The sequence below is a fragment of the Streptomyces sp. NPDC006512 genome (genome assembly GCF_040611935.1).
Lineage (GTDB): Bacteria > Actinomycetota > Actinomycetes > Streptomycetales > Streptomycetaceae > Streptomyces.
This window is the reverse complement of record NZ_JBEXPG010000042.1, coordinates 41254-63091: the sequence shown is the minus strand read 5'-3', so window position 1 is coordinate 63091 and position 21838 is coordinate 41254. Positions and strand designations below refer to the sequence as shown.

The 21838-nt window shown below is 76.4% G+C and carries 13 protein-coding genes; 5 read left to right on the top strand and 8 right to left on the bottom strand.

The features are described 5' to 3' along the window. Positions 1 to 246: 246 nt before the first annotated feature. Both rpsO and eccD read right to left on the bottom strand, forming a co-directional pair. On the bottom strand, positions 247 to 534 hold the full coding sequence (gene rpsO / locus ABZZ17_RS26845) for a 30S ribosomal protein S15 (RefSeq protein ID WP_329378621.1): 288 nt from the start codon (positions 532 to 534) through the stop codon (positions 247 to 249). A gap of 171 nt (positions 535 to 705) precedes the next feature. Continuing rightward, the gene (gene eccD, locus ABZZ17_RS26840) at positions 706 to 2217 is read right to left on the bottom strand and encodes a type VII secretion integral membrane protein EccD (protein WP_356879363.1); all 1512 of its coding nucleotides are present in this window, start codon (positions 2215 to 2217) and stop codon (positions 706 to 708) included. Between the two features lie 200 nt (positions 2218 to 2417). On the opposite strand from eccD, the gene eccCa reads away from it, so the two are divergent. Both eccCa and ABZZ17_RS26830 read left to right on the top strand, forming a co-directional pair. Beyond that, positions 2418 to 6407, top strand: coding sequence for a type VII secretion protein EccCa (eccCa, locus tag ABZZ17_RS26835; RefSeq protein ID WP_356879361.1), 3990 nt, complete (start codon positions 2418 to 2420; stop codon positions 6405 to 6407). A gap of 120 nt (positions 6408 to 6527) precedes the next feature. Then, positions 6528 to 6761, top strand: a complete 234-nt coding sequence (locus tag ABZZ17_RS26830) for a DUF397 domain-containing protein (RefSeq protein WP_266573624.1) — start codon at positions 6528 to 6530, stop codon at positions 6759 to 6761. 65 nt (positions 6762 to 6826) lie between these two features. Here ABZZ17_RS26830 and ABZZ17_RS26825 read toward each other — a convergent pair whose 3' ends face one another. The 4 genes from ABZZ17_RS26825 to eccB all read right to left on the bottom strand — a co-directional run bounded on the left by ABZZ17_RS26825 (position 6827) and on the right by eccB (position 10414). Next, complete coding sequence (locus ABZZ17_RS26825) at positions 6827 to 7135, bottom strand: WXG100 family type VII secretion target (protein ID WP_356879359.1); 309 nt, start codon at positions 7133 to 7135, stop codon at positions 6827 to 6829. A 48-nt stretch (positions 7136 to 7183) separates the two neighbouring features. After that, positions 7184 to 7510, bottom strand: coding sequence for a WXG100 family type VII secretion target (locus ABZZ17_RS26820; protein WP_356879357.1), 327 nt, complete (start codon positions 7508 to 7510; stop codon positions 7184 to 7186). A gap of 106 nt (positions 7511 to 7616) precedes the next feature. Then, entirely contained in the window at positions 7617 to 8777 is a 1161-nt protein-coding gene (gene mycP / locus ABZZ17_RS26815) for a type VII secretion-associated serine protease mycosin (protein ID WP_356879388.1), read from the bottom strand. Positions 8778 to 8848: 71 nt separating this feature from the next. Then, positions 8849 to 10414, bottom strand: coding sequence for a type VII secretion protein EccB (eccB, locus tag ABZZ17_RS26810; RefSeq protein WP_356879355.1), 1566 nt, complete (start codon positions 10412 to 10414; stop codon positions 8849 to 8851). 138 nt (positions 10415 to 10552) lie between these two features. Here eccB and eccE point away from each other — a divergent pair, with 138 nt between their 5' ends. The 3 genes from eccE (at position 10553) to ABZZ17_RS26795 (ending at position 15472) form a co-directional block, all read left to right on the top strand. Further along, positions 10553 to 11809, top strand: coding sequence for a type VII secretion protein EccE (eccE, locus tag ABZZ17_RS26805; RefSeq protein ID WP_356879386.1), 1257 nt, complete (start codon positions 10553 to 10555; stop codon positions 11807 to 11809). Next, positions 11806 to 12531: a hypothetical protein gene (locus ABZZ17_RS26800; RefSeq protein WP_356879353.1), complete on the top strand. Its 726-nt coding sequence runs from the start codon at positions 11806 to 11808 to the stop codon at positions 12529 to 12531. The genes eccE and ABZZ17_RS26800 overlap by 4 nt, the downstream gene beginning before the upstream one ends. Positions 12532 to 12832: 301 nt before the next feature. Continuing rightward, positions 12833 to 15472, top strand: a complete 2640-nt coding sequence (locus ABZZ17_RS26795; RefSeq protein ID WP_356879351.1) for an SCO5717 family growth-regulating ATPase — start codon at positions 12833 to 12835, stop codon at positions 15470 to 15472. A 79-nt stretch (positions 15473 to 15551) separates the two neighbouring features. Here ABZZ17_RS26795 and ABZZ17_RS26790 read toward each other — a convergent pair whose 3' ends face one another. Both ABZZ17_RS26790 and ABZZ17_RS26785 read right to left on the bottom strand, forming a co-directional pair. Further along, entirely contained in the window at positions 15552 to 16517 is a 966-nt protein-coding gene (locus ABZZ17_RS26790) for a bifunctional riboflavin kinase/FAD synthetase (RefSeq protein ID WP_356879349.1), read from the bottom strand. Between the two features lie 119 nt (positions 16518 to 16636). After that, entirely contained in the window at positions 16637 to 21574 is a 4938-nt protein-coding gene (locus ABZZ17_RS26785) for a hypothetical protein (RefSeq protein WP_356879347.1), read from the bottom strand. Positions 21575 to 21838 lie beyond the last annotated feature (264 nt).

Genomic DNA, 21838 nt, shown 5'->3' with positions numbered 1-21838 from the left:
CGTGTGGCGGCGGACGGTTTCGGAGAAGCGCTCCTGGCGTGCGGGCCGGTCTTCGATCGAAGCACCCGGTTCTCTGCCCTCCTGGGGCTTTCCGGATGCCACTACCGAGGACCGGCGGCGTAGGGAGGGCGCTCCTCCTCTTCCTCTTGTGCGCTGTCTCCAGACTACAAAGCGTCCGGTACGTCGCGCACGTACAGCAAAGGGAGCGGCCCCCTCAGTGTGGGAACCGCTCCCTTCACAGCGTCTTTACTTGGCGCCGGCCGCACCGCGGCGGATGCCGAGGCGCTCGACCAGCGCGCGGAAGCGCTGGATGTCCTTCTTGGCCAGGTACTGCAGCAGGCGGCGACGCTGGCCGACCAGGATCAGCAGACCACGACGGGAGTGGTGGTCGTGCTTGTGGGTCTTGAGGTGCTCGGTCAGGTCCGAGATGCGGCGGGACAGCATCGCGACCTGGACCTCGGGGGAGCCGGTGTCGCCCTCCTTGGCACCAAACTCTGCGATGAGCTGCTTCTTCGTTGCGGCGTCGAGCGGCACGCGTACTCCTCGTAATAGGTCTTCGTTGCCACCGAGTGCCCCAGGTCGAATTCTCTGGGGATCTTCCGTAACTCGGGAGGCGGGGTCCGCTGAGCGCAGCCTCCAGAGATCTCCGGGGGCGCGTACACAAACGGCCGTCACACAGCGTACCAGGCTGCCGGGTCCCGGCTCTCAGCTGGTGAGGGACCGGGCGCGGCCGTAGACGTCGAGCACGGCCAGGGTCAGCGGGACCAGGCTGAGCAGTACCGCGGCCTCGGTGAGGTCGAGCAGCCTTCCCCAGAAGGGTGACAGGCCCTTGCGGGGGATGACAAGCGCAATTCCGGTGAGGAGGGCCGCGCCGGCGGCGACGGCGGCGGAGAGCCAGAGGGTGCGCAGGCCCGTGGCGGCGTGGTCGTGGCGGTGCGTGATCTCCGGCGGCAGGCCGTCGGGCGCGTGCAGGGCGAGGCCGAGGACCAGCAGGCCGATCGCGGCGAGGCCGGCGGCGAGGGCGCACACGACCTGCGGGGTGCGGCGGAAGAGGCGGGCGCGCAGGAGCAGTGCCAGGCCGGTGGCGAGGGCGAGGAGCCGGCCCCAGGTGCCGCCGGAGAAGCCGAGGACGGCGGCGGAGCCCACGGCGACGGCCGCGCAGCCGCCGACCAGGCCGAGCAGCGTCTCGTGGCCGCGGCGGGCCCGGGCGGCAATGAGGTCGGCGTCGAGCGGGGCGGCCGGGTCGTGCGGGCCGGAGCAGGGCGGATCACCGTACGGGTCGGGGGTGTGGCGCTCCGGGGTCCCCGCGTGGCCGGTGTCGTCGGTCGCGCTCCGCGGGGCGGCGTACCCGATGGGCAGGCGGGCGAGACGTGCGGAGAGTCCGGGGAGGAAGGCGAGGAGGCCGATGGCGGCGGGGGCGCAGACGGCCGCGGCGGAGGTGGCGGAGGTCTCCGCGGCGATGGCCCCGAAGGAGGCGAGGGCGCCGGTGGCGGCCAGGAAGGCGGCGGCGGCGAAGGGGGCGTCACCGGGGGTGACGGCGAGGAGGACGGCGGCGGCGAGGAGGACGCAGAGGCAGCCGAGGAGGAACTGGAGGCGGCCGGGTCCGGAGCCGGCGGCGGGGGCGACGATGCCGGCGCCGGCGATCATCAGGAGCGGGAGGGCGCCGAGGCCGAGGGCCGCGGCGGAGCCCCGGTCGCGGTAGACGCGGGCGCGCGCTCCGGCGGCGGCGGTGAGGACGGCGCCGAAGGCTCCGGCGGTCAGCGCGGGCGGGCCGTGCACGTCGTGGTGGACGGGGTCGGCGTACCAGAGGACGAGGGCGAGCAGGACGAGGAGCAGTGCGGCGCCGGTCAGGCCCGCGCCGCGCAGCATGTCGTCGCTCCAGCGGTGGCGGTCGCGGACGACGGCGGAGGCGACGGCGTCGCAGACGTCGTCGAACACGGCGGGCGGCAGCGATTCGGCGAAGGGGCGCAGGCTGAGCACCTCTCCGTCGAGGACCTGCTGGGCGGCGAGGGTGCGGGCCCCGTCGAGGACGGTGCCGGTCCGGCGTACGAGGTGGTAGCCGGTGGGGGCGCCGACGGGCTGGGTCTGGCCGGTCAGGCGCAGCAGTTCGGGGTAGACGTCGGCGAGGGCGATGTCCTCCGGAAGGGCGACGTCGACGCGGCTGTCGGGTGCCACGACGGTGACCCTGCGGAATCCCGTCGTCCCGGCCGTACTCACCTGCGTGTCCCCCTTGGTCGGCGTGCGCCGCGGCGGCGGCCGGCGCGCGGACGCCCACGCGGCGGGCGCACTGTACCGGGCCGTCGGACCTGCTCGCGGACCGTAGGATCGCCGCCGCGTGAGCGGAACGTCCCGTCCGCGCAGGGGACTTGGGGCTCCGGCCACGGACGCCCGCGCACTCTCAAGGGGTTGGTGTTCCGGTGAGCCAGATCGTCGTCAAACGCCCGCCCCGCGCGCTGCCGCCCCAGGTTCCCTCGGACGAGCTGCGGCTGGAGGCCCCGCCGGAACTGCCGCGGGGGCAGCGGGAGGGCGTCCTGATGCAGCTCCTGCCGATGCTCGGCATGGGGTCGTCGGTCGTGTTCTTCTTCATGCCGGGTGCGGCGCCCTTCATGCGGGTGATGGGCGTCCTGATGCTGGTGTCCACGGTGGGCATGGTCATCGCCCAGCTGGTCCGCCACCGGCGCGGCGCGCAGGGGCACATGGCGGACGTGCGGCGGGACTACCTGAAGTACCTGGCCCGTACGCGACGTCGGGTCCGGGCGACCGCGCGGGCCCAGCGTGACGCGCAGCTGTACCTGCACCCGGCCCCGGACCAGCTGTGGTCGGTGGTGGCGGAGGGCTCGCGGCTGTGGGAACGGCGGCCCGGGGACGCGGACTTCGGGCAGGCCCGGGTGGGGCTGGGCGCGCAGCGCCTCGCGACCCCGCTGGTGGCGCCGGACACGGCTCCGGTGGACGACCTGGAGCCGTTGACGGCGGGGGCGGTGCAGCGCTTCCTGAAGGTGCACTCCGCCCTGGACGGGCTCCCGGTGGCGGTGTCGGTCCGGGCGTTCTACCACGTGACGGTGTCGGGGGAGGCCGAGTCGGCGCGGGGTGCGGCGCGGGCCCTGGTGGCGCAGCTGGTGACGCTGCACTCCCCCGGGGACCTGGCGGTGGCGGTGGTGGCCGGGGCGGGTGCGGGGCCGGCGTGGGACTGGACGAAGTGGCTGCCGCACGCGCAGCTGCCGGGGCAGGTCGACGGGGCCGGTACGAGGCGGCTGTTCGGCGATGACCTGGCCGTACTGGAGGGGCTGCTGGGGAGCCGGCTGGAGGGGCGGCCGCGGTTCGGCCGGGATGCGGCCCCGGTGCCGGACCGGCCGCACCTGGTCCTCGTACTGGACGGTGGCGCGGTGCCGCCGGACTCGGTGTTCGCGGCGGCGGAGCGCTTGCAGGGGGTGACCGTCGTGGAGGTGGTCGGGGGCGAGCTGGACGAGCCCCGGGGCGGGCTGTCGGTGGTGGTGCGGCCGGGGCGGCTGCGCCTGGAGTCGGGCGCGGGGGTCGTGTACGAGGGCGTCCCGGACACGCTGTCGCTGCCGGCGGCGGAGGCGCTGGCCCGGCAGCTGGCGCCGCTGCGCACGGGTGGCGGGGAGGACGACGAGCCGCTGCTGGCGAACCTGGACTTCACGGACCTGCTGGACCTGGGCGACGCGGCGCAGGTCGACGTGGCCCGGACGTGGCGTCCGAGGCCGGCCGGTGAGCGGCTGCGGGTGCCGATCGGCGTGGGCGAGGACGGCGCTGCGGTGATGCTGGACCTGAAGGAGGCGGCGCAGGAGGGCATGGGCCCGCACGGGCTGTGCGTGGGGGCGACCGGTTCGGGCAAGTCGGAGCTGCTGCGGACGCTGGTCCTGGGGCTGGCGGTGACGCACACCTCGGAGACGCTGAACTTCGTCCTCGCGGACTTCAAGGGCGGTGCCACCTTCACCGGGATGTCGCGGATGCCGCACGTGGCGGCGGTGATCACCAACCTGGCGGACGACCTCACGCTGGTCGACCGGATGGGCGACTCGATCCGCGGTGAGCTCCAGCGCCGTCAGGAGCTGCTGCGGGCGGCGGGCAGTTACGCGAACGTCCACGACTACGAGAGGGCCCGCGCGGCCGGCGCGCCGCTGGAGCCGCTGGCCTCGCTGGTGCTGGTGATCGACGAGTTCAGCGAGCTGCTGACGGCGAAGCCCGACTTCATCGACATGTTCGTCCAGATCGGCCGCATCGGCCGGTCGCTGGGCGTGCACCTGCTGCTGGCCTCGCAGCGCCTGGAGGAGGGCAGGCTGCGCGGGCTGGACACGTACCTGTCGTACCGGATCGGTCTGCGGACCTTCTCGGCGGCGGAGTCCCGGACGGCGATCGGCGCACCGGACGCCTACCACCTGCCGCCGGTGCCCGGTTCCGGCTACCTGAAGTCCGGTACGGACGGGATGACCCGCTTCAAGGCGGCGTACGTCTCGGGTGTCCACCGCGCGGGCGGGCCGCGGGCGCCGGAGGGGCCGTTGCCGGTGGTGCGGCGGCCGGTGCTGTTCACGGCGGCGCCGGTGCCGGTGGTGTACGCGGCTGCGGATCCGGCGCACCCGGCCGCGCGGGAGCCGCAGGAGGACGACGCGCTCGCGGAGAGCGTGCTGGACGTGATGGTGGGGCGGCTGGAGGGTCAGGGGGTACCGGCGCACCAGGTGTGGCTGCCGCCGCTGGACCGGGCTCCGGCGCTGGACCAGCTGCTGCCCGCGCTCGCCGCGGACGGGCGGCGGGGGCTGCACGCGCGGGGGTACACGCGGCCCGGCGGGCTGGTGGTGCCGCTCGGGCTGGTCGACAAGCCCTTCGAGCAGCGACGCGAGGTGCTGTACCGGGACTTCTCGGGTGCGGCGGGACACATGCTGGTGGTGGGCGGCCCGCAGTCGGGGAAGTCCACGCTGCTGCGGACGCTGATCTGCTCGTTCGCGCTCACGCACACCCCGCGCGAGGTGCAGTTCTACGGGCTGGACTTCGGCGGCGGCAGCCTGTCGTCGGTGGCGGAGCTGCCGCACGTGGGCGGGATCGCCTCGCGGCTGGACCCGGAGCGGGTGCGGCGCACGGTCGCGGAGGTGGCGGGCGTCCTGGCCCGGCGCGAGGAGTTCTTCCGGGCGAACGGCATCGACTCCATGGCCGGCTACCGGCGCCGGCGCGCGGCGGGCGGGCTGCCCGGGGAGGCGTGGGGCGACGTGTTCCTGGTCGTGGACGGCTGGGGCGGTTTCCGCGGGGAGTACGAGGGCCTGGAGCCGGTGGTCACGGACATCGCGTCCCGGGGTCTGGGATACGGCATCCACCTGGTGGTCACCGCGGCCCGGTACATGGAGGTCCGCTCGGTGCTGAAGGACCAGCTGCTGGGGCGGCTGGAGCTGCGGCTGGGTGACGTCATGGACTCCGAGTTCGACCGGAGGGTCGCGGCGAACGTTCCCGCGGGCATGCCGGGGCGCGGGCAGGTGGCGGAGAAGCTGCACTTCCTGGGGGCGCTGCCGCGCACCGACGGGGCGCACACGGCGGAGGACCTGCCGGAGGCGACCGCGGCCTTCGTGGCGGCGGTGAAGGAGGGCTGGGCGGGCCCTGCGGCTCCCGGAGTACGGCTGCTGCCGGGGCTGCTGCCCGCGGACCGGCTGCCCGGGGGCGGGGAGTTCCCGGAGCGCGGGATCGCGTTCGGCATCGGCGAGGGGGACCTGGAGCCGGTGTTCGCCGACTTCGAGTCGGACCCGTTCTTCCTGGTCTTCGGGGAGGCGGAGTCGGGCAAGACGAACCTGCTGCGGCTCCTCGCCCGGCAGATCGCGCGGCGGTACGCCCCGGACCGGGCCAAGCTGGTCGTCGTCGACTACCGGCGCGGGCTGCTCGGGGCGCTCCCGGAGGAGCACCTGCTGGAGTACGCGCCGATGGAGAGCTCGCTGCGGCTGCACGTGGAGGCGCTGGCCGGGGTGTTCTCCCGGCGGCAGCCGCCGGCCGACGTCACGCCGCGGCAGCTGCGGGACCGCAGCTGGTGGACGGGCCCGGACGTGTTCGTCCTGATCGACGACTACGACCTGGTCGCCTCCGGGCAGGGCAATCCGCTGGCGCCGCTCGTGGAGTTCCTGCCCTTCGCCCGGGACACCGGGGTCCGGTTCGTCATCGCGCGCAGTTCGGCCGGCGCCTCGCGCGCGCTGTACGAGCCGTTCGTGCAGCGGATCAAGGAGCTGGGCGCGCAGGGCGTGGTGCTGTCGGGCGACCCGTCCGAGGGCGATCTGCTCGGCACGGTCCGGGCGCGCCCGATGCCTCCCGGCCGGGGCCACTTCGTCTCGCGCCGGCGCGGCACCTCGCTGGTCCAGCTGGGACGGATGCCGGAGCTGCGGGACGGGCCGGAGAGCGGGCTGCCGGACGGCCTGTAGGCGGGCTGTAGGCGGGCTGTAGGCGGGATCACCCGGAAAACGGCACCGGGCGACCGCGTTGCGCCGATAATCGGCAGCGAAGAGCCGAGCAGCACCGCACGACCGAGGGAAAGGCCGCACATGGGCACTCAGCAGGAGAAGGACGAGCTGTACGCGCTCGACATCAGCGGCGTCGAGTGGCAGGGCCCGCCCGGGACCAGCCCGGACGAGGAGCGGGTCGAGATCGCCAAGCTGCCCGAGGGCGCGGTGGCCATGCGGTCGTCGCTGGACCGCGAGACCGTGCTGCGCTACACGGCCGCCGAGTGGGAGGCCTTCGTCCTCGGTGCGAGGGACGGGGAGTTCGACCTCACCTGAGGCCGGCGACGGCGACACGGAGGGGCGCGTCCGCACCGGACGCGCCCCTCCGTGCGTCGTGGGGGTCAGAAGGCCTCGGTGAACAGGCGGGAGGCCTTCATGTCGGTGGCGCGGTAGTCGCCCTTGCCGCGCTCGACGAGGCGGGCGACGGATTCCAGCTGCCTGCGCATGTGGTCGGCCCTGCGCCGGTACTTCGTCTGGAGGCCGACGTACTCCAGGTGGGCCTCGCCGTCCCAGGTGTCGGTGACCACCTTCACGGCCTGTTCCATCTCGGACAGGTCCTTGAGGATGTTGTGGGAAACGGTCCGGATGCGGTCCGCCATCTGCTGGACGCTCTCGTACCGAACCCGGGTGTAGCCGTCGGGACCGGACATGGTCTTCCTCCTTCGCGCGCGGTGGGTCGCCGGGGCGGGGCGGCGCGGTCAGACGCCGTCGAGTGCGGACCGGCCGGTGGTGACGGTGCGGAACGCCGAACGGACCTCCTCGTCCTGGGCGTTGGTGAGGTTCTTGGTCTGCGACACCGCGTGGTGCAGGACGCGCAGCAGGCGGCGGATCTCGTCGTGGTCGACGTTGAGGTCCGCCTGGGCCCGCTTGAAGCCCTCGGCGCCCGCACCGGTCCAGCCGGCGCTCGCGGTGGCGAGGATGTCGGCCAGTTCCCGGGCCTGGGTGGTCACGGCTTGGGCCGTCTCGGAGATCTTGTTGGCCGCCTTGACGACCGGATCGTCGGCCAGTCCGAACGTGCTCGTCATCCGTAGTTCCTCGCATCTCGATTCCCCGGCAGGAGCGGGCACTCTAGCCAGTCCGGACGCCCGCCCCGCACGCGCCGGCCGGCTCCGCGCGGGAGCGGGCGGGCGTTCACCGCGGGCGGCCCCGGCGGGCGCGGGCGTCGCGGGCCACGGTCGCCGTCCCGGCGGTGACGGCGACGAGCAGGCCCGCGGTGCCGAGGGCGTACGTGCCGAGGCGCAGCTCACGCTCCTGCGCGGTCTCGGTCAGGTGGAGTTCTGCCGCGCGCGGTGCGGTCGCCGGGGGCGGGCACGGGTCCGGGGTGGGGGGCCGGGGCGTCCCGTGGTCCTGGGTGACGGCGCGGACCGGGTCGACTACACCCCATCCGATGTAGTCGTCACGGCCGTTGACGGACCGTTCGGCGGTGTTCTGGATCTGCCAGACCACCTCCTGGGGGGTCCACTCCGGGTGCTCCGCGCGCAGCAGGGCGGCGACCCCGGCGACGTAGGGGGCGGAGAAGCTGGTGCCGTCGTCGGCGCACTGGCCGAAGCCGGGGACGGTGGAGACCATGTCGACGCCGGGGGCGGCGACGCCGATGAAGTCGCCGGGCTGGGAGAAGGCGGCGCGTTCGTTGTTCCGGTCGGAGGCGGCCACGGCGAGGACCCCGGGGAAGGCGGCCGGGTACGTGCGTTCGCGTCCGGCCGGGCCGCCGTTGCCGGCCGAGGCGATGACCACTACGCCGGCGTCCAGGGCCCGGCGGACGGCCCGGGCGAGCTCGGAGTCGGGGGTGAGGCGGGCGTCGGTGTCCTGGGAGATGTTGATGACGTGCGCGCCCCGGGCGACGGCGTGGTCGACGGCCCGGGCGAGGGTGGCCGCGCTGCCGTTGCCCCGGCCGTCGTTCTGCCGGACGGGGATGACGGTGGCCTCGGGGGCGAGGCCGACGAAGCCGGTGCCCTCCTGGGGGCGGGCCGCGATCAGCCCGGCGACCCTGGTGCCGTGCCCGACGGTGTCGCGGGTGCCGTCGCCGCCGGCCGCGTCGATGAGGTCCAGGCCGGCACCGGTGTCGAGGGCGCCGGCGAGCTGCGGGTTGGCGCGGTCCACGCCGGTGTCGATGACCGCGACGCGCACGCCCTTGCCCTTGGTGTCGGCCCACAGGGCGTCGAGGAGGATCCGCTGGAGGGCCCAGGGGCGGCCGGCGATCTGCTCCTGCACGGGGAAGGAGCACTCGCCGGCCCGGTCGAGCCCGAGCGCGTACGGGGCCCGCGGCGCGGGCGCGCCCGCCGCACCGCACACCGCGAGGAGGCCGAGGGCGGCGGCGAACCGGGCGGCGCGGCCGCGGGAACTCTGCGTCACGGGCGGTGTCCTCACGAACCCTGGGGCCGGCGGGCGGAGTCGGTGTCCAGGCGGGGGCCCTTGGCGAGGAACTCCGACCAGGCGATCGGCACCGGTGCCGGGACCACGTCGGCGTAGCCGAGCCGGGCCTGGGCCCGGCCCGGCTCGGGCCGGGCGCCGCCGGAGCCCGCCGCCCGCGGGTCGGGCGCCCCGGCCCCCGGGCCCTCGCCGTCGGCCCGCACGGCGTAGCGCAGGCCGGTGTCGGTGACCAGGAACAAGGAGCCCCCGGCGGCGCTCTGGCGGCCCTGGACCTGCCGGTAGAGGAGCCCGGATCCGGGCGTGACGTACGCGCCGGTGCCGCTCGCGGTGATGTCGACCGGAAAGCCGGTCCCGGCCCAGGTGCTCAGCGTTCCGCCGCCCCGCGCGTCGCCGGACCGCAGCACGCTGCAGACGATGTCGCGCCGTTCGCCGCCCCGCGCGGGAGCCGGGTCGGCGGCGACCCGGTTGACCTGGACACCCCGCCTGCGCGGCCATGCGGCCTGCGCCATGAAGGCGGTGGTGTCCGGGCGCAGGGACTGGAGGTCGACCGGGCGGGCCTCGCCGTGCAGGTCGAGGGCGTCGGTGGCGGGCGCGGAGATCAGCAGCCGGGCGACGAACTCCGAGACGGGCGCGACCCGGCCGGGCAGGACGACGTAGTGCTGGGTGCCGGAGCCGGTCTGGGCGCTCAGCACCGTGCCCACCCTGTCGTCGGCGGCCGCCAGGCCCCGGACGCGGGCGGGCGCTCCGGGGGTGCCGGGCAGCCGCGGGAAGCCGAGGCGGTCGCCGGAGCCGAGGGTGGCCAGCCACCGCTCGGTGACCGGCTGGGGGGTGGCGGCGGCGCCGACCAGGGCGGTGGTCAGGGTGCCCGCGTCCGGCCCGCCCTCGGGGAACGCGTACTTGGTGCCCGCCGCGTCGACGAGGTACCGCTCCTTCCCAGGGCCGGTGCTCCGCACGTACAGCACCTGCGTGTCGGTGGTCCTGCGGGCGTCGTCGAGCAGGCGGGCCTCGCGGCCGGCGAGGACGAAGGCAGCGGTCCGCACGCCGGATCCGTCACCGGCGGGCCGCTGGCAGACGGCCCAGCGCTTGGCCTTCCCCGCGTCCGCCGCGGCGGGCAGCCGGTCGGGGGCGTACGGGATGCCGATGATCGGGCCGCGCGGCGGCCGGCCCGCGTCCAGCAGCTCGTCGTCGACCTGCACGACCTTGAACTTCCCCGGGTCGAGGAGGAGCCGGGCCGACGCCAGGTTCAGCACGGGGTGCAGCCGCGTCCGCTGCCCGTCGCCCGACCCGGTCGTCAGGACCACGTAGCGGGTCGTCGACTGCTTGCCGACGATGACCATCACACCCGGCCGGTCCCAGCCCTTGGGGGCCTGCGGTCTGAACATGCCCCAGGCGCCGAAGCCGGCCAGGAGCAGCGCGCCGACGACCAGGGAGGGCAGGACGGCCTGTAACGGCCTGGGGGCGCCCTCTTCGGTGCCGGTGGCCGAGGGCTGGAGGAACGCCGCGACCGTAAGCCGCTTCGCAAACGTGTACGCGTTGAGCTCATCACGCCGTGACGCCATGACCGCCTGTTCCTCGCCGCTCGGCCCGGCCGGCGCTTCCGGTACCCGGGCCCGGATGGTCGGACCGGGCCCCTACTATGCCCTGTGGCGGGCCGTGTTCGGGCCCGGCGAGGGGAGGAGGGGCATGTGGGGGTCAGCGTGACGGAGCCGTCGGCGGCCGTGCCCGACGGGGTGGTGCCGCGTCCGGTTTCCAGCCCGGGACGTTTCGGACCTTTTCGATTGCAACAGCTCGTCCTGCTCCAGCTGGCGGTCGCGGCTCCGCTGGTGGCGTGGGTCGTGGAACCGCTGCTGCTGGTGCCCGCCGGCGCGTCGGCCCTGGTCCTGCTGGCCCTCGCCGTCGTACGCCGGCACCGGCGCTCCCTCCCCGAGTGGCTCGGTGGGGTCCTCGCCCTGCGGGCGCGGCGGCGCCGGGCCGCCGGCTTCACCGTGCCCGCCGGAACCGAACCCGGGCTGGCGCCGCTGGTGGAGGCCGAACCGGCGCTGCGGACCCTGACGTTCGGCGGTAGCGCGCGCGACCGCGGGCCGGTCGGGATGGTCGGGGACGGAACCTTCCTGACGGCGGTCGTCCGGGTGGACGCGGACGCCACCGCGCTGCGGCCCGACCGGGCGGCGTGCCCGCTGCCGCTGTCCGCCGTACGGGACGTCCTCGAAGTGGACGGGATCCGGCTGGAGTCGGCGCAGGTGGTGCAGCACACCCAGCCCGCGCCGGCGCCCCACCTGCCCGCCGGGTCGACGGCGTCCCGCAACTACGCGCCGCTCCAGGCCCGGACGGGAGCCCCCGCGGTGCGCCTGACGTGGATCGCGCTCAAGCTCGATCCCGAGCGGTGCGCGGAGGCGGTCGCCGCGCGCGGGGGCGGCCTGCCGGGGGCCCAGCGCGCCCTGGTCCGGGTCGCCGACCAGCTGGCGAGCCGGCTGGCCGGGGCCGGTTTCCGGGCCACGGTGCTGACGGAGCGGGAGCTGACGGCCGCGCTGGCCACCTCGTCCTGCGCGAACCCGGCGGCGATCACCCGGGCCGGGCGGACGGCGGGCACGGGACGGCGTACGGAGGAGACCCCGCGGACCTGGCGGTGCGACGACCGGCGGCACACCACCTACTGGGTGGGCCGCTGGCCCCGGCTGGGCGGCGCGGGGGCGGGGCCGGCGCAGTTCGTGGCGCTGCTGACCTCGGTGCCCGCGCTGGCGACGAACTTCAGCCTCACGCTGGCCCCGGCCGGGCGGCACGGCGTGACGCTGACCGGGTACGTCCGGGTGACCGGGCGCAGCGACGGGGAACTGGTCCGCGCCCGCCGGGAACTGGAGCGGACCGCGCGCGGCGTGCGGGCCGGGCTGGTACGGCTCGACCGGGAGCAGGTGCCCGGACTGCTGGCCTCGCTGCCGTTGGGCGGAACCCGGTGAGGGGCGGTCCGCGGCGACGGGCGGTGCGGGGCGGCTTCGGGCTGGTGGGTCCGCGCCGGGAGCGCCACGTGGTCCCGGCGGGCGAACTGGACCGGCTGGCGCTGCCCGTCGGGGACGACGGGGTCGTCATCGGCGTGGACGCGGAGGGCCGTCCGGCGGTGCTGGGCGTCAACCGGCCCACCCCGTACGAGGTCACGCTGATCGGCGGTCTGTGGACGGCGCAGGTGCTGGCCCTGCGCACGGCCGCCACGGGCGCCCGGGTCGCGGTGGAGACCGGGCGCGGGCCGGTGTGGTCCGGGCTGGCCCGGGCGGCCGGCGACGGGCCGCAGTGCGTGACCCTGCACGAGGTGGGGCGGGTGCCGCCGCAGGGCGCTTCGGCGGGCAGTCCCGTCCTGGTGGTCCGGGACTGCGGGATGCGGCCGCCGCGCGGGCGGGTGGTCGCGGGGCCGTGGCAGTCGGTGCTGACCCTGTTGCCGTACCTGAGCCCGGCGGCGCCCCGGCTGCTGCGGAACTCCGCTCTGGTGGGGGTGCAGCGGGTGTCGCCCGACGAGGCGGAGCGGATCGGCGCGTTGATGCGGCTGCCGGGGGCGGCGGTCGGGTCGCTGCCGACCCTGGGGGACGGTGTGACGCTGTGGTGCACGCTGCGGGACCGGAAGTTCGTACTGACGCAGGGCACGGAGGAGGAGGCGGGCCTGTTCGGCGCGGCCCGGCGCATCGACTGACCGCCGGCCCGGGGGCGTCCCCGGCCGTGGCCGTCCCGGTCGCGGCGTCCCGGTCGCGTTGTCGCGGGCACGTCGTCCCGGTGGAGCCCGCGCGGGGCGGGTCAGGGGAGGCCAGGGAGGGGCGGCCCCGCCCGGTGTCCGGGGTGCGGTGACGGTTGCTCAGGGCCCGGGTGGCCTGTAGGCAGGAGTACGGGGCGCGACCTCGCGGGATTTTGCCGCCGGGGCGCGATTAGGCTGAGTGCGGGCGCGGCGTCGGGTTGGGCGCCCGACCGTGTTCGACAGACCAGGAGGACGAAGACCAGTGAGCGGCGATCGGAACGAGAGGCGCGGCGGGACGTGGGACGTCCCGACGGACGATCAGTCCGACGCGGAGCCCGATGTGACGGGCGAGTTCACCATCGACTACACCCCGCCGGCCTGGTACACGCAGGGCGCGCCCGCCCAGGACGTGCCCGGCCTCCCGGAGGGCAGCGGCTTCGAACCGCACCGCCCCTCGGACGTGGTGTCGCCCCCGACGATGCGGATCTCACCGGCCGCCGTGCCGCCGCGGGCCGCGGCCCCGGATCCGGAGGAGGAGGTCGCGTTCGACCCGACTCCGATCGAGATCCCCCCGGCCTTCCCGAGCCCGGTGTTCCCGCCGGCCGCGGGGGTCACTCCGGCCACGGCGCCCGCCCCAGCTCCGGCTCCGACTCCGCCGTTCCCGTCGGCTCAGGCTCCGGCCGAAGCCCCGGCTCCGGGTTCCGGCCCGGCGTTCCCGCCGGCGCCGGCTCCGGCCGACACCCCGGCGTTCCCGCCCGCCCCGGCCGACACTCCGGCTCCGGGCTCGGGCCCGACGTTCCCGCAGGCTCCGGCCGACACCCCGGCCGCTGCCCAGGACGCGGCTCCGCTGCTCCCGGCGGCTTCGGCCCCGGTCGAGAGCCCGGCTTCGGATGCGGCTCCGGCCCCCGCTCCTGCGTTCCCCTCGGCCCCGGCCGAGGCTCCGGCTGCCGGTCCGACCCCGGCCGCGGGCGTGTCCGCGAGCCCGGCTCCGGCAACTCCCCCCGCTTCGGGCCCCGTTCCGGCTCCCGAGGCCTCTCCGGTGGAGGTGCCCGTCGCGGACGCCCCGCCCGCGCCCCACGCGGCCCCCGTACCCGCGACCCCCTCGGCTCCCCCCGTCGACGCCCCGGCCCCCGCCGCAGAGGCGCCCGTCGCCGACGCCCCGCCCGCCGCCTACGCGCACCCCGCGCCCGAGGCACCCCCGTTGGACGCGCCCGTCGCGGACGCCCCGCCCGCGCCCTACGCGGCCCCGGCGCACCCCTCGGCCCCGACCGCCGACGCACCCGCGCCGGTCCCGAATCCCGTGGGCGACGCCGCCGCGCCCGGTGCCGCGTGGCCGCCCGCTCCCGCCGAACAGGACCCGTACGCCGCGCCGGTCATCCCGATGGATGCCCAACACCCGCCCGTGGAGCACCCGTTCGGGGGACCGGGTACCGAACTGCCCACGCTGCCGCCCACGTTCCCCTCCTCGGGCACCCCGCAGGGCTACGGGTTCCCGCCCGCCGGGCAGCAGCAGCCTCCGCAGGGGTACGGCTTCCCGCCCGCACCGCCGCAGGCCCAGGCCCAGGCCCAGCCGCAACAGCCTCCGCAGGGCTACGGCTTCCCGCCCGCTCCGCCCCAGGCCCAGGCCCAGCCGCAGCCGCAGGCACAGTGGACCCCCGGGGCCCAGCCGCAGCAGCCGCATCAGCCGCAGGGCCCGTACCAGCAGCCCGCCCAGGGCCACGGCGGGGCGCCGCTCGGCTACACCGCCGCCGTGGAGCTGTCCTCGGACCGGCTGCTGCGCGGCAAGCAGAAGCCGAAGGCCACCCGGTCCGGCTTCCGCTTCGGCGGCAAGGCCGCGGAGGCGGACCGTCAGCGCAAGTTGGAGCTGATCCGCACCCCGGTGATGTCCTGCTACCGCATCGCCGTCATCAGCCTCAAGGGCGGCGTCGGCAAGACCACGACGACCACCGCCCTCGGTGCCACCCTCGCGACCGAGCGCCAGGACAAGATCCTGGCGATCGACGCCAACCCGGACGCCGGCACCCTCGGCCGCCGCGTGCGCCGCGAGACCGGTGCGACGATCCGTGACCTCGTGCAGGCGATCCCGTACCTGCACTCGTACATGGACATCCGGCGGTTCACCTCGCAGGCGCCGTCCGGCCTGGAGATCATCGCCAACGACGTGGACCCGGCCGTCTCGACGACGTTCAACGACGAGGACTACCGCCGCGTCATCGAGACCGTCGGCCGCCAGTACCCCATCGTCCTCACCGACTCGGGCACCGGTCTCCTCTACTCCGCCATGCGCGGCGTACTGGACCTCGCCGATCAGCTGATCATCATCTCGACCCCGTCCGTGGACGGCGCGAGCAGCGCCAGCACCACCCTCGACTGGCTCTCCGCGCACGGGTACGCCGATCTCGTCTCGCGCTCCCTCACCGTCATCTCCGGGGTCCGCGAGACCGCGAAGATGATCAAGGTCGAGGACATCGTGCAGCACTTCGAGACCCGCTGCCGCGGCGTCGTCGTGGTGCCGTTCGACGAGCACCTCGCGGCCGGTGCCGAGGTGGACCTCGACCTGATGCGGCCGAAGACCCGGGAGGCGTACTTCACCCTCTCCGCCCTGGTCGCCGAGGATTTCGCGCGGGCGCAGCAGCAGGCCGCGCAGGCCCACTGGGGCGCACCCCAGCAGCACCAGCAGCCCCACGCCCAGCCCCAGCACCCCCAGCAGCACCAGCCTCAGCCGCCGCACCCGCAGGGCCCGTACCAGCAGCCCCAGCCGCCGCAACAGCCGTACGGCCAGCCCTACCCGCAGCCCGGCCAGCCCTGGCAGCAGCCCCAGCCGCCCGCACCGCAGGCGCCTCATGCTCCCCAGGCGCCTCAGCAGCCCGGCCAGCCCCCGCGCGACCCGCGCCTCGGCTGACCGGCCCGGACACACGGAGGGCCCGCACCGTCCCCAGGACGGTACGGGCCCTCCGGCGCGTTCGGGCGCGGGCGCGCGTTCAGCGCCCGGCGCGCTCGGCGTCGTAGGAGTCGGTCAGCACCCGGGAGCGCTTCACGTCGTCCGCGATGGCCTCCAGCAGCCCGTCCAGCGACTCGAACTTCGCCATGCCCCGCACGTACGCGAGGAAGTCCACGGCCACGTGCATCCCGTACAGGTCCAGGCCGACGCGGTCGATCGCGTACGCCTCCACGGTCCGCTCGGTGGCGTCGAACTGCACGTTCGTGCCGACCGAGATCGCCGCCGGCATCCGCTCGCCGTCCGCCGTCAGCCAGCCCGCGTACACCCCGTCCGCCGGGATCGCGGTGTGCGGCTGCGTCTCCACGTTCGCCGTCGGGTAGCCGAGTTCGCGCCCGCGCTGCGCGCCGCGCACCACCACGCCCTCGACGCGGTGCGGGCGGCCCAGGATCTCGCCGGCGCCCTCCACGTCCCCCTCGGAGACCAGCCTGCGCGCGAGGGTGGACGAGAACGGCACGCCACCGCCCGCCTCGCCGCGCACGACCAGGTCCACGACCTCGACCTCGTAGTCGTAGGTCGCGCCCAGCTCGCGCAGGAAGTCGACGTTCCCGGCGGCGCGGTGGCCGAAGCGGAAGTTCGGTCCCTCGATGACGGCCTTCGCGTGCAGCTTGTCGGCGAGCACCTTGACGATGAAGTCGGCCGGGGACAGCTGCGAGAACTCCGCCGTGAAGGGCAGGATCAGCAGCGCGTCGACTCCGAGACCGGCCATCAGTTCGGCACGGCGGTCGTACGACGCCAGGATCGGCGGGTGGCTGCCGGGCCGCACGACCTCGCTGGGGTGCGGGCTGAAGGTGACGACGACCGAGGGGACGCCCAGCTCGCGGGCCCGGGCCACGGCCCGTCCGATGATCAGCTGATGTCCGCGGTGCACACCGTCGTAGGAGCCGATGGTGACGACGCTGCGTCCCCAGTCCTGGGGGATGTCCTCCAAGCCACGCCAGCGCTGCACTGTGACCGCTCCTCGCCCGAACCCGTGTAGTCCCTGTACTGATTGCCGATTGCAGGTCTAAGACTGCCATGCCGGTGGCCGGGGCCCCGCATCGGCGTCGGGGTCGGCCCGCTGCCGCCTCACGTGACGTCCGGGGCGGTCCGCCTGAGGGTCTCCACCGTGCGTCGGGCGCCCGGTCCGAGCAGCGCCGCGGCCTCCGCCCCCGCCTGCGCGAGCCAGCGGGCGACGAGCGCCCCGAAGGCCGGGTCGGTCCGGGCCAGCTCCACCGTCCGGTGCTCGAACACCGCGGGGCCGCCGGGAAGGCGCAGCAGCTGCCGGCCGGCGCGCCGGAGCAGCTCGCGGGTGCGCTCCTCGGGCCGGGCCCGGGTCCCGGCGGCCAGGGCGTCCAGGAAGGCGCCGAGGACCGCCGGGTCGGGCTCCTCGCGCAGCAGTACGTCGGCCAGTTCGCCCCGCAGCCCGTACGGGGGTCCCCCGCCCGCCCCGCCGGGCGCGCCCAGTACACCGGCCAGCGCGGCCCGTACGGCCGGCGGGGCGGTCCGCAGCAGGTCCAGTACGAGGGGGCGCAGTACGGGCCCCGCGGCCGGCCCCTGGTCGAGGCGCCGGTCCACGAAGGCGGCGGCGTGCGGGGCGTCCTCGGGGCGGCACGCGAGGTGGTCCCGTACGAGGTCGCCCGCGCGGCGGGCCAGGCCCGGCGTGGTGAGCGCGGCCAGGGCGCGGAGCACCTCACCGTCGGCCCGGGCCCGGAGGGCGGCGAACACCGCGTCCGGGTCGGGCAGCACCGGAAGAGCGGCGACCAGCGCCGACGCGGGCAGCCGGGAGCCGCGGTCGGGGTCGCGGAAGCAGTCGAGGGCGTCGGGCAGGTAGCGGGCCCGCACCTGGGGGTCGCGGAGCAGGATCCCGAGGGCGCTGCCGTGCAGGGCGGCGTCGGCGGGGCGGTCGAGCAGGGCCCGGGCCGCGCGGCGCAGCAGTTCGCGGTCGGCGGGGGCACGGACGTGGGGGGCCGTGACGAGCCCGTACGCGGCGGCGGCGACCCGTCGCCCGGGCCGTTCGTCGTGCGCCCAGCGGTCGACGGCGCGGGACAGGGCGGAGGGCTCGTCCTCGGCGAGCACGGCGAGCAGCTCGTCGGCGCGGTGGTGAGCGGCGCTCACCAGGGCCTCCGTGAGCTCGTCGGCGGCGAGTCCGCGGTGGGTGTGCAGGAGGGCCTGGGCCGCGGTGGAGACGGTGGCTCCCGGGCGGCCGCGCAGCCGGCGTTCGTCGGTGAACCAGGCGCAGAGGAGGGGCTGGACGAGTCGCGGGGCGCGGACGAGGCGGCGCCCGGCGGCTTCGAGGTAGCGGTGGTCGGCGGGCAGCAGGCGGCGGAGCAGGTCGAGGCGGTCGGACTCGGCGAGCCGGAGCCGGTTCCAGAACCAGCCGCCGAACTCCCCGGGGCCGGCCCGCGCCACGTGCTCGGCGAGGGCGTGCAGGACGGGCAGGTGCGGGGTGGCGTCGGAGGCCCCCAGCAGGGTCTCGCGCAGCAGCCGGGCGGCCCACCAGACCCGGTCGGGGTGGACCGGCGGGGACTCCGGGGGCTCCGGGGATTCCTCGGCGAAGGCGTTGAGGGCGCCGACCAGCCGGGTCAGCCGGCCGCGGACCTCGGGCGGCGGCAGCCGGCGCAGGGCCTCCAGGACGGGCCCGACACGGTGCCGGGGTACGGGCGGGCCCGACGTGGCGGGGCCCGAGTGGACCAGCACGTCGAGCGCGGTCGGCACGTCGAGGTGGCCGGCCTGGAGCCAGTCGGACAGCTCCTCGTGCGCGAAGCGGTAGCCGGGCCCGGCGGGGACGAGCAGCCCCTCGGCGAGGACGGCGGAGGCCCAGCCGGTGCGCCGGGGGAAGAGCTCCTCGAAAACGGCCCGGTCCAACTGCCCCTGCCCCGGCCCCAGACACCACCGGGCCGCCTCGTGCACCCGCCCCGCCACCCGGGCCGCCAGCCGCCGCACGCCGGGGAGGTGGAGACCGGGGGCGCTCTCGTACGCGCCGGGACGGGGGTAGCCGGGGTCTACGGAGTCGGGGTTATCGGGGCGGGGGCCGTGCGGGTGAGGGCCGTGGGGGCTGGGTTCGTGCATGCCGGGTTCGTGGGGGCTGGGTTCGTGGGCGCCCCACCCCTCCACGCCGGGTCGGTCCGCACCGGGCCCGTCCACGCCCGGCTCGTGGTCGGCGGGGCCGCCCGCCGCCGGGGAGCCGGGCATGCCCGGACCGTTCGCGCCGGGGTCCCGGACCGCGCCGGGCCCTTGAGGGGCGAGGCCGTCCGGCGCTGGGTCGACGGCCCCGAGGTCCTGGGAGCCGGGGCCCGTCACACCGGGTCCGTGCGGGCCGTGGCCCGCGAGGCCGGGACGGTACCCGCCGGGGCCGTGAACACCGGGTTCGTACGGGTCCGGCCGGCTCGTACCCGGGGTGTGGAGGCCGGGGTCGGACGGCCCCGGGCGCTGAGATCCGGGGTCCTGGGCACCCGGCTCGCCCGGAACGCACGCGTCGGCGCCATGAACGGCGGAGCCGTGGGGACCGGTGCCGTGGTGGCCGGTTCCGTACGGGCCCGGGGTCCGGCCAACCGGGCCGCCCGCTTCGGGCCCGTGCAGGCCCGGGCCCCGCACGGCGGAGTCCTGGACGCCGCAGCCGTTCCCACCCCGACCGCCACCGCCGAGGCCGTGCACCCCTGAGCCGTCCGATCGGGGCTCGTACGGAACCGGCCCCTCGGGGTCGTTCACGCCCGGTCCTCGGACACCCGGCCCGGTCACCCCGAGGCCGTACGGGCCCGCGCCGCACTCCCCCGGGTCCCGGACACCGGACTCATGGGCAGGCGTCCAGCTCGCAGCCGGACTCCGGACACCACGGCCGTCCGCCGCAGGAAGGTCGGCGCCGCTGGCGTCAGCGTCGTGCGATTCGGGACCTTGCACGTTCGGAGTACGCACGCGGGACCCGTACCTGCGCGCGGCCGGGATCCCGGGGCGTTCGTCCCACGGACCGTGTACGCCCTGGCCACGGGCTCCCGGCGCGGGGACGGCGGTGGGCGAGGTGGTCGGCTGCGGACCGGGGCGGGCATCGGAGGGGCCGGTGGCGCCGAAACGGCTGCTCCCGTGACGGGGCGCGGGCACGGGCGCGGGCACGGGCGGAGCGACGGCCGGTCCGCCGGGCGGCAGGGTCGCGCCCGTCGTGACGATGCGGACCGCCACCCGCAGGGCCACCAGGTCCAGGTGCGCCCCGAACACCTCGTCCCGGCCCGGGCGGCCTGCGGTGACCCCGGCGGCGCGGATCCCGGCGAGCAGGCCCAGGGTCAGCGGATGCCGCGCGTCCGCTTCCCGGATGCCGTCGGCGGGGATCCCGAGGCGGGCCCGGGCGTTCTCCGCCTCGGCAGCATCCAGATCGCCGACGGGCAGCGCCGGCGGCAGCCGCCGGACGGGGCGGGCCGGAACGTGCAGCACCTCGGGCGGATACAGGGCACCGGCCCGCTCCCAGTACTCCGGCCCGGCGGCGACGACGAGCCGGGCGCCGACCGACCGCAGCCACCGGGCGGTGGCTTCGGTCCAGGGCCCGAGGCGGTGTGCGAGCTGCGGCGGCATCTCCTCGGGCGCGTCCAGCACCACGAGCAGCGGCCGCCCGGCCGCCGCCGCGAGCCGGGCCACCCGTTCGACCGTTCCCTCCGGGGCAGCCGCCTCCCCCGGCCCGCCCGACAGCCACGCCCCGGCCCCCCGCACAGGGCACCCGGAACCCGGCACGCCGTCCCGTGCCCCCCGCTCGCCAGGCCCACCGAGTGGTCCGGTACCCGACTCAACGCCCGCGCCCACACCGGCACCCCGGCCGACCGCGCTCCCCGCCTCCGGACCTGCGTCCGCCCGGGCCGCCGGGCCGAACCAGGCATCCGGCCCCGGACCGGCCCCGTCCTCTTCCCCGGACGCCGCCCCGGTGAGGCCGCCGACCCCGTCGGCCCCGGCGCGCAGGGTCGTTCCCGCCGCCGTGACGGCGCGGGCCGCCGAGTCCAGGGCGCGGGCGGCCGCGGCGGCCAAGGAGGGGTCCTCGTCGCGCAGGTCCGCGCCGCGGAGCCACAGCGTCGGCGCGGGGCGGGGTCCCCGCGCGCGCTCGGCGGTCAGGGCCGCGAGGGCCGTGGTCCGGCCGGTGCCGGGGTTTCCGACCAGGCCGAGGACGGGACGGTCCCCGGCGGTGAAGGCGGCCAGCCCGGCGGCGAGGGCGGGGCGGGCCACCGGCTCCGGCTCCGGATCGGCCCCGGGCGCGAGCGGCAACGCCGCGCCGACGGTGGCTGCGGTCAGCTCCAGGACGCCCGCGAGGTTGAGGTCGGCCCCGTACCCGGGCACGGTCGCGGAGTTGCGTTCCAGCAGGCGGGCGAGCGGCCCCGCGGGAGCGGCCGCCGCGGCCGCCCGGAGCGGCAGGGCGAAGACTCCGGAGCGGTGCTCTGCTTCCAGAGCGGTGCCCAGTACCGCGAGCACCGCCCCGGTGGCGACGTCCAGAACCGGGCCCCCGCCGGCCCCGCCGCCCGGTCCGAGGGCGTCCCGGCCGGCGGTGCCGATCGCCAGCTCCACCGTGACGGGCAGTACGTGGAAACGATCCGCCGCGCCGTAGGTGACCCCCGCCCGCGCCCCGAGCACCCGCGCCTGTCGCCAGCCCCGCGCGGGGAGCCGTACGTACGTCCCCGCGAGAACCTCCTGCCGCATCGCCACCGGCAGTGGCCGCAGCCCCAGCCCGTCGGTCCGCACGAGGGCCAGCGCCACCTCCGGCAGCGGGGTCACGTCCGCCGCCTCCGCGCGCCAGGTCCGCCCCCCGGGCGCCTGCAGCAACAGCCCGGTCAGGCCGTCGACGGCCTCGTGGCTGGTGATCACCGTGCCGCGGTCGTCCGCCACGAACCCGGTACCCCGCGGCAGGCCGGCCGGATCGCAGATCCTGACGAGCCCGTGAAACCCGGGGAGCCCGTGCAGCCCATCGGTCCCCGGGAGTTCGGCCACAGCCGTCTCCCCGGCCGCGCCGAACGCCGTCGCCGCCGCCGCCGAACCACCTGTGACCTCGTCCGTCATCGCCGCACCACTCCCCCGCCGCGAGCTCCGTGCTCACGACGGTAGGCAAGTGAAGATCAGCACGGAAAGCACGCGGGACGAAAGCGCCCCCTTACGCTCCCTCCATTCACTCCGAGCGCCTGCTCGGACGGGTGAACAAGGGGCTTCGCGTGGATAGACACTTAGCCGAGGGGGGTCGTGGAGCGGTGAGCAGCAGTCCTTGTGCGCTCACCGCTCCACGTCAACGCGCCAACGCGCCAACGCGCCAACGCACGAGCACACCGG

Excerpts from the sequence above, each read along its gene's own strand:
- ABZZ17_RS26830 (WP_266573624.1), top strand. The coding sequence starts at position 6,528 with ATGGGCACTCAGCAGGAGAAGGACGAGCTGTACGCGCTCGACATCAGC.
- ABZZ17_RS26825 (WP_356879359.1), bottom strand. The coding sequence starts at position 7,135 with ATGTCCGGTCCCGACGGCTACACCCGGGTTCGGTACGAGAGCGTCCAG.
- ABZZ17_RS26820 (WP_356879357.1), bottom strand. The coding sequence starts at position 7,510 with ATGACGAGCACGTTCGGACTGGCCGACGATCCGGTCGTCAAGGCGGCC.
- eccB (WP_356879355.1), bottom strand. The coding sequence starts at position 10,414 with ATGGCGTCACGGCGTGATGAGCTCAACGCGTACACGTTTGCGAAGCGG.
- ABZZ17_RS26785 (WP_356879347.1), bottom strand. The coding sequence starts at position 21,574 with ATGACGGACGAGGTCACAGGTGGTTCGGCGGCGGCGGCGACGGCGTTC.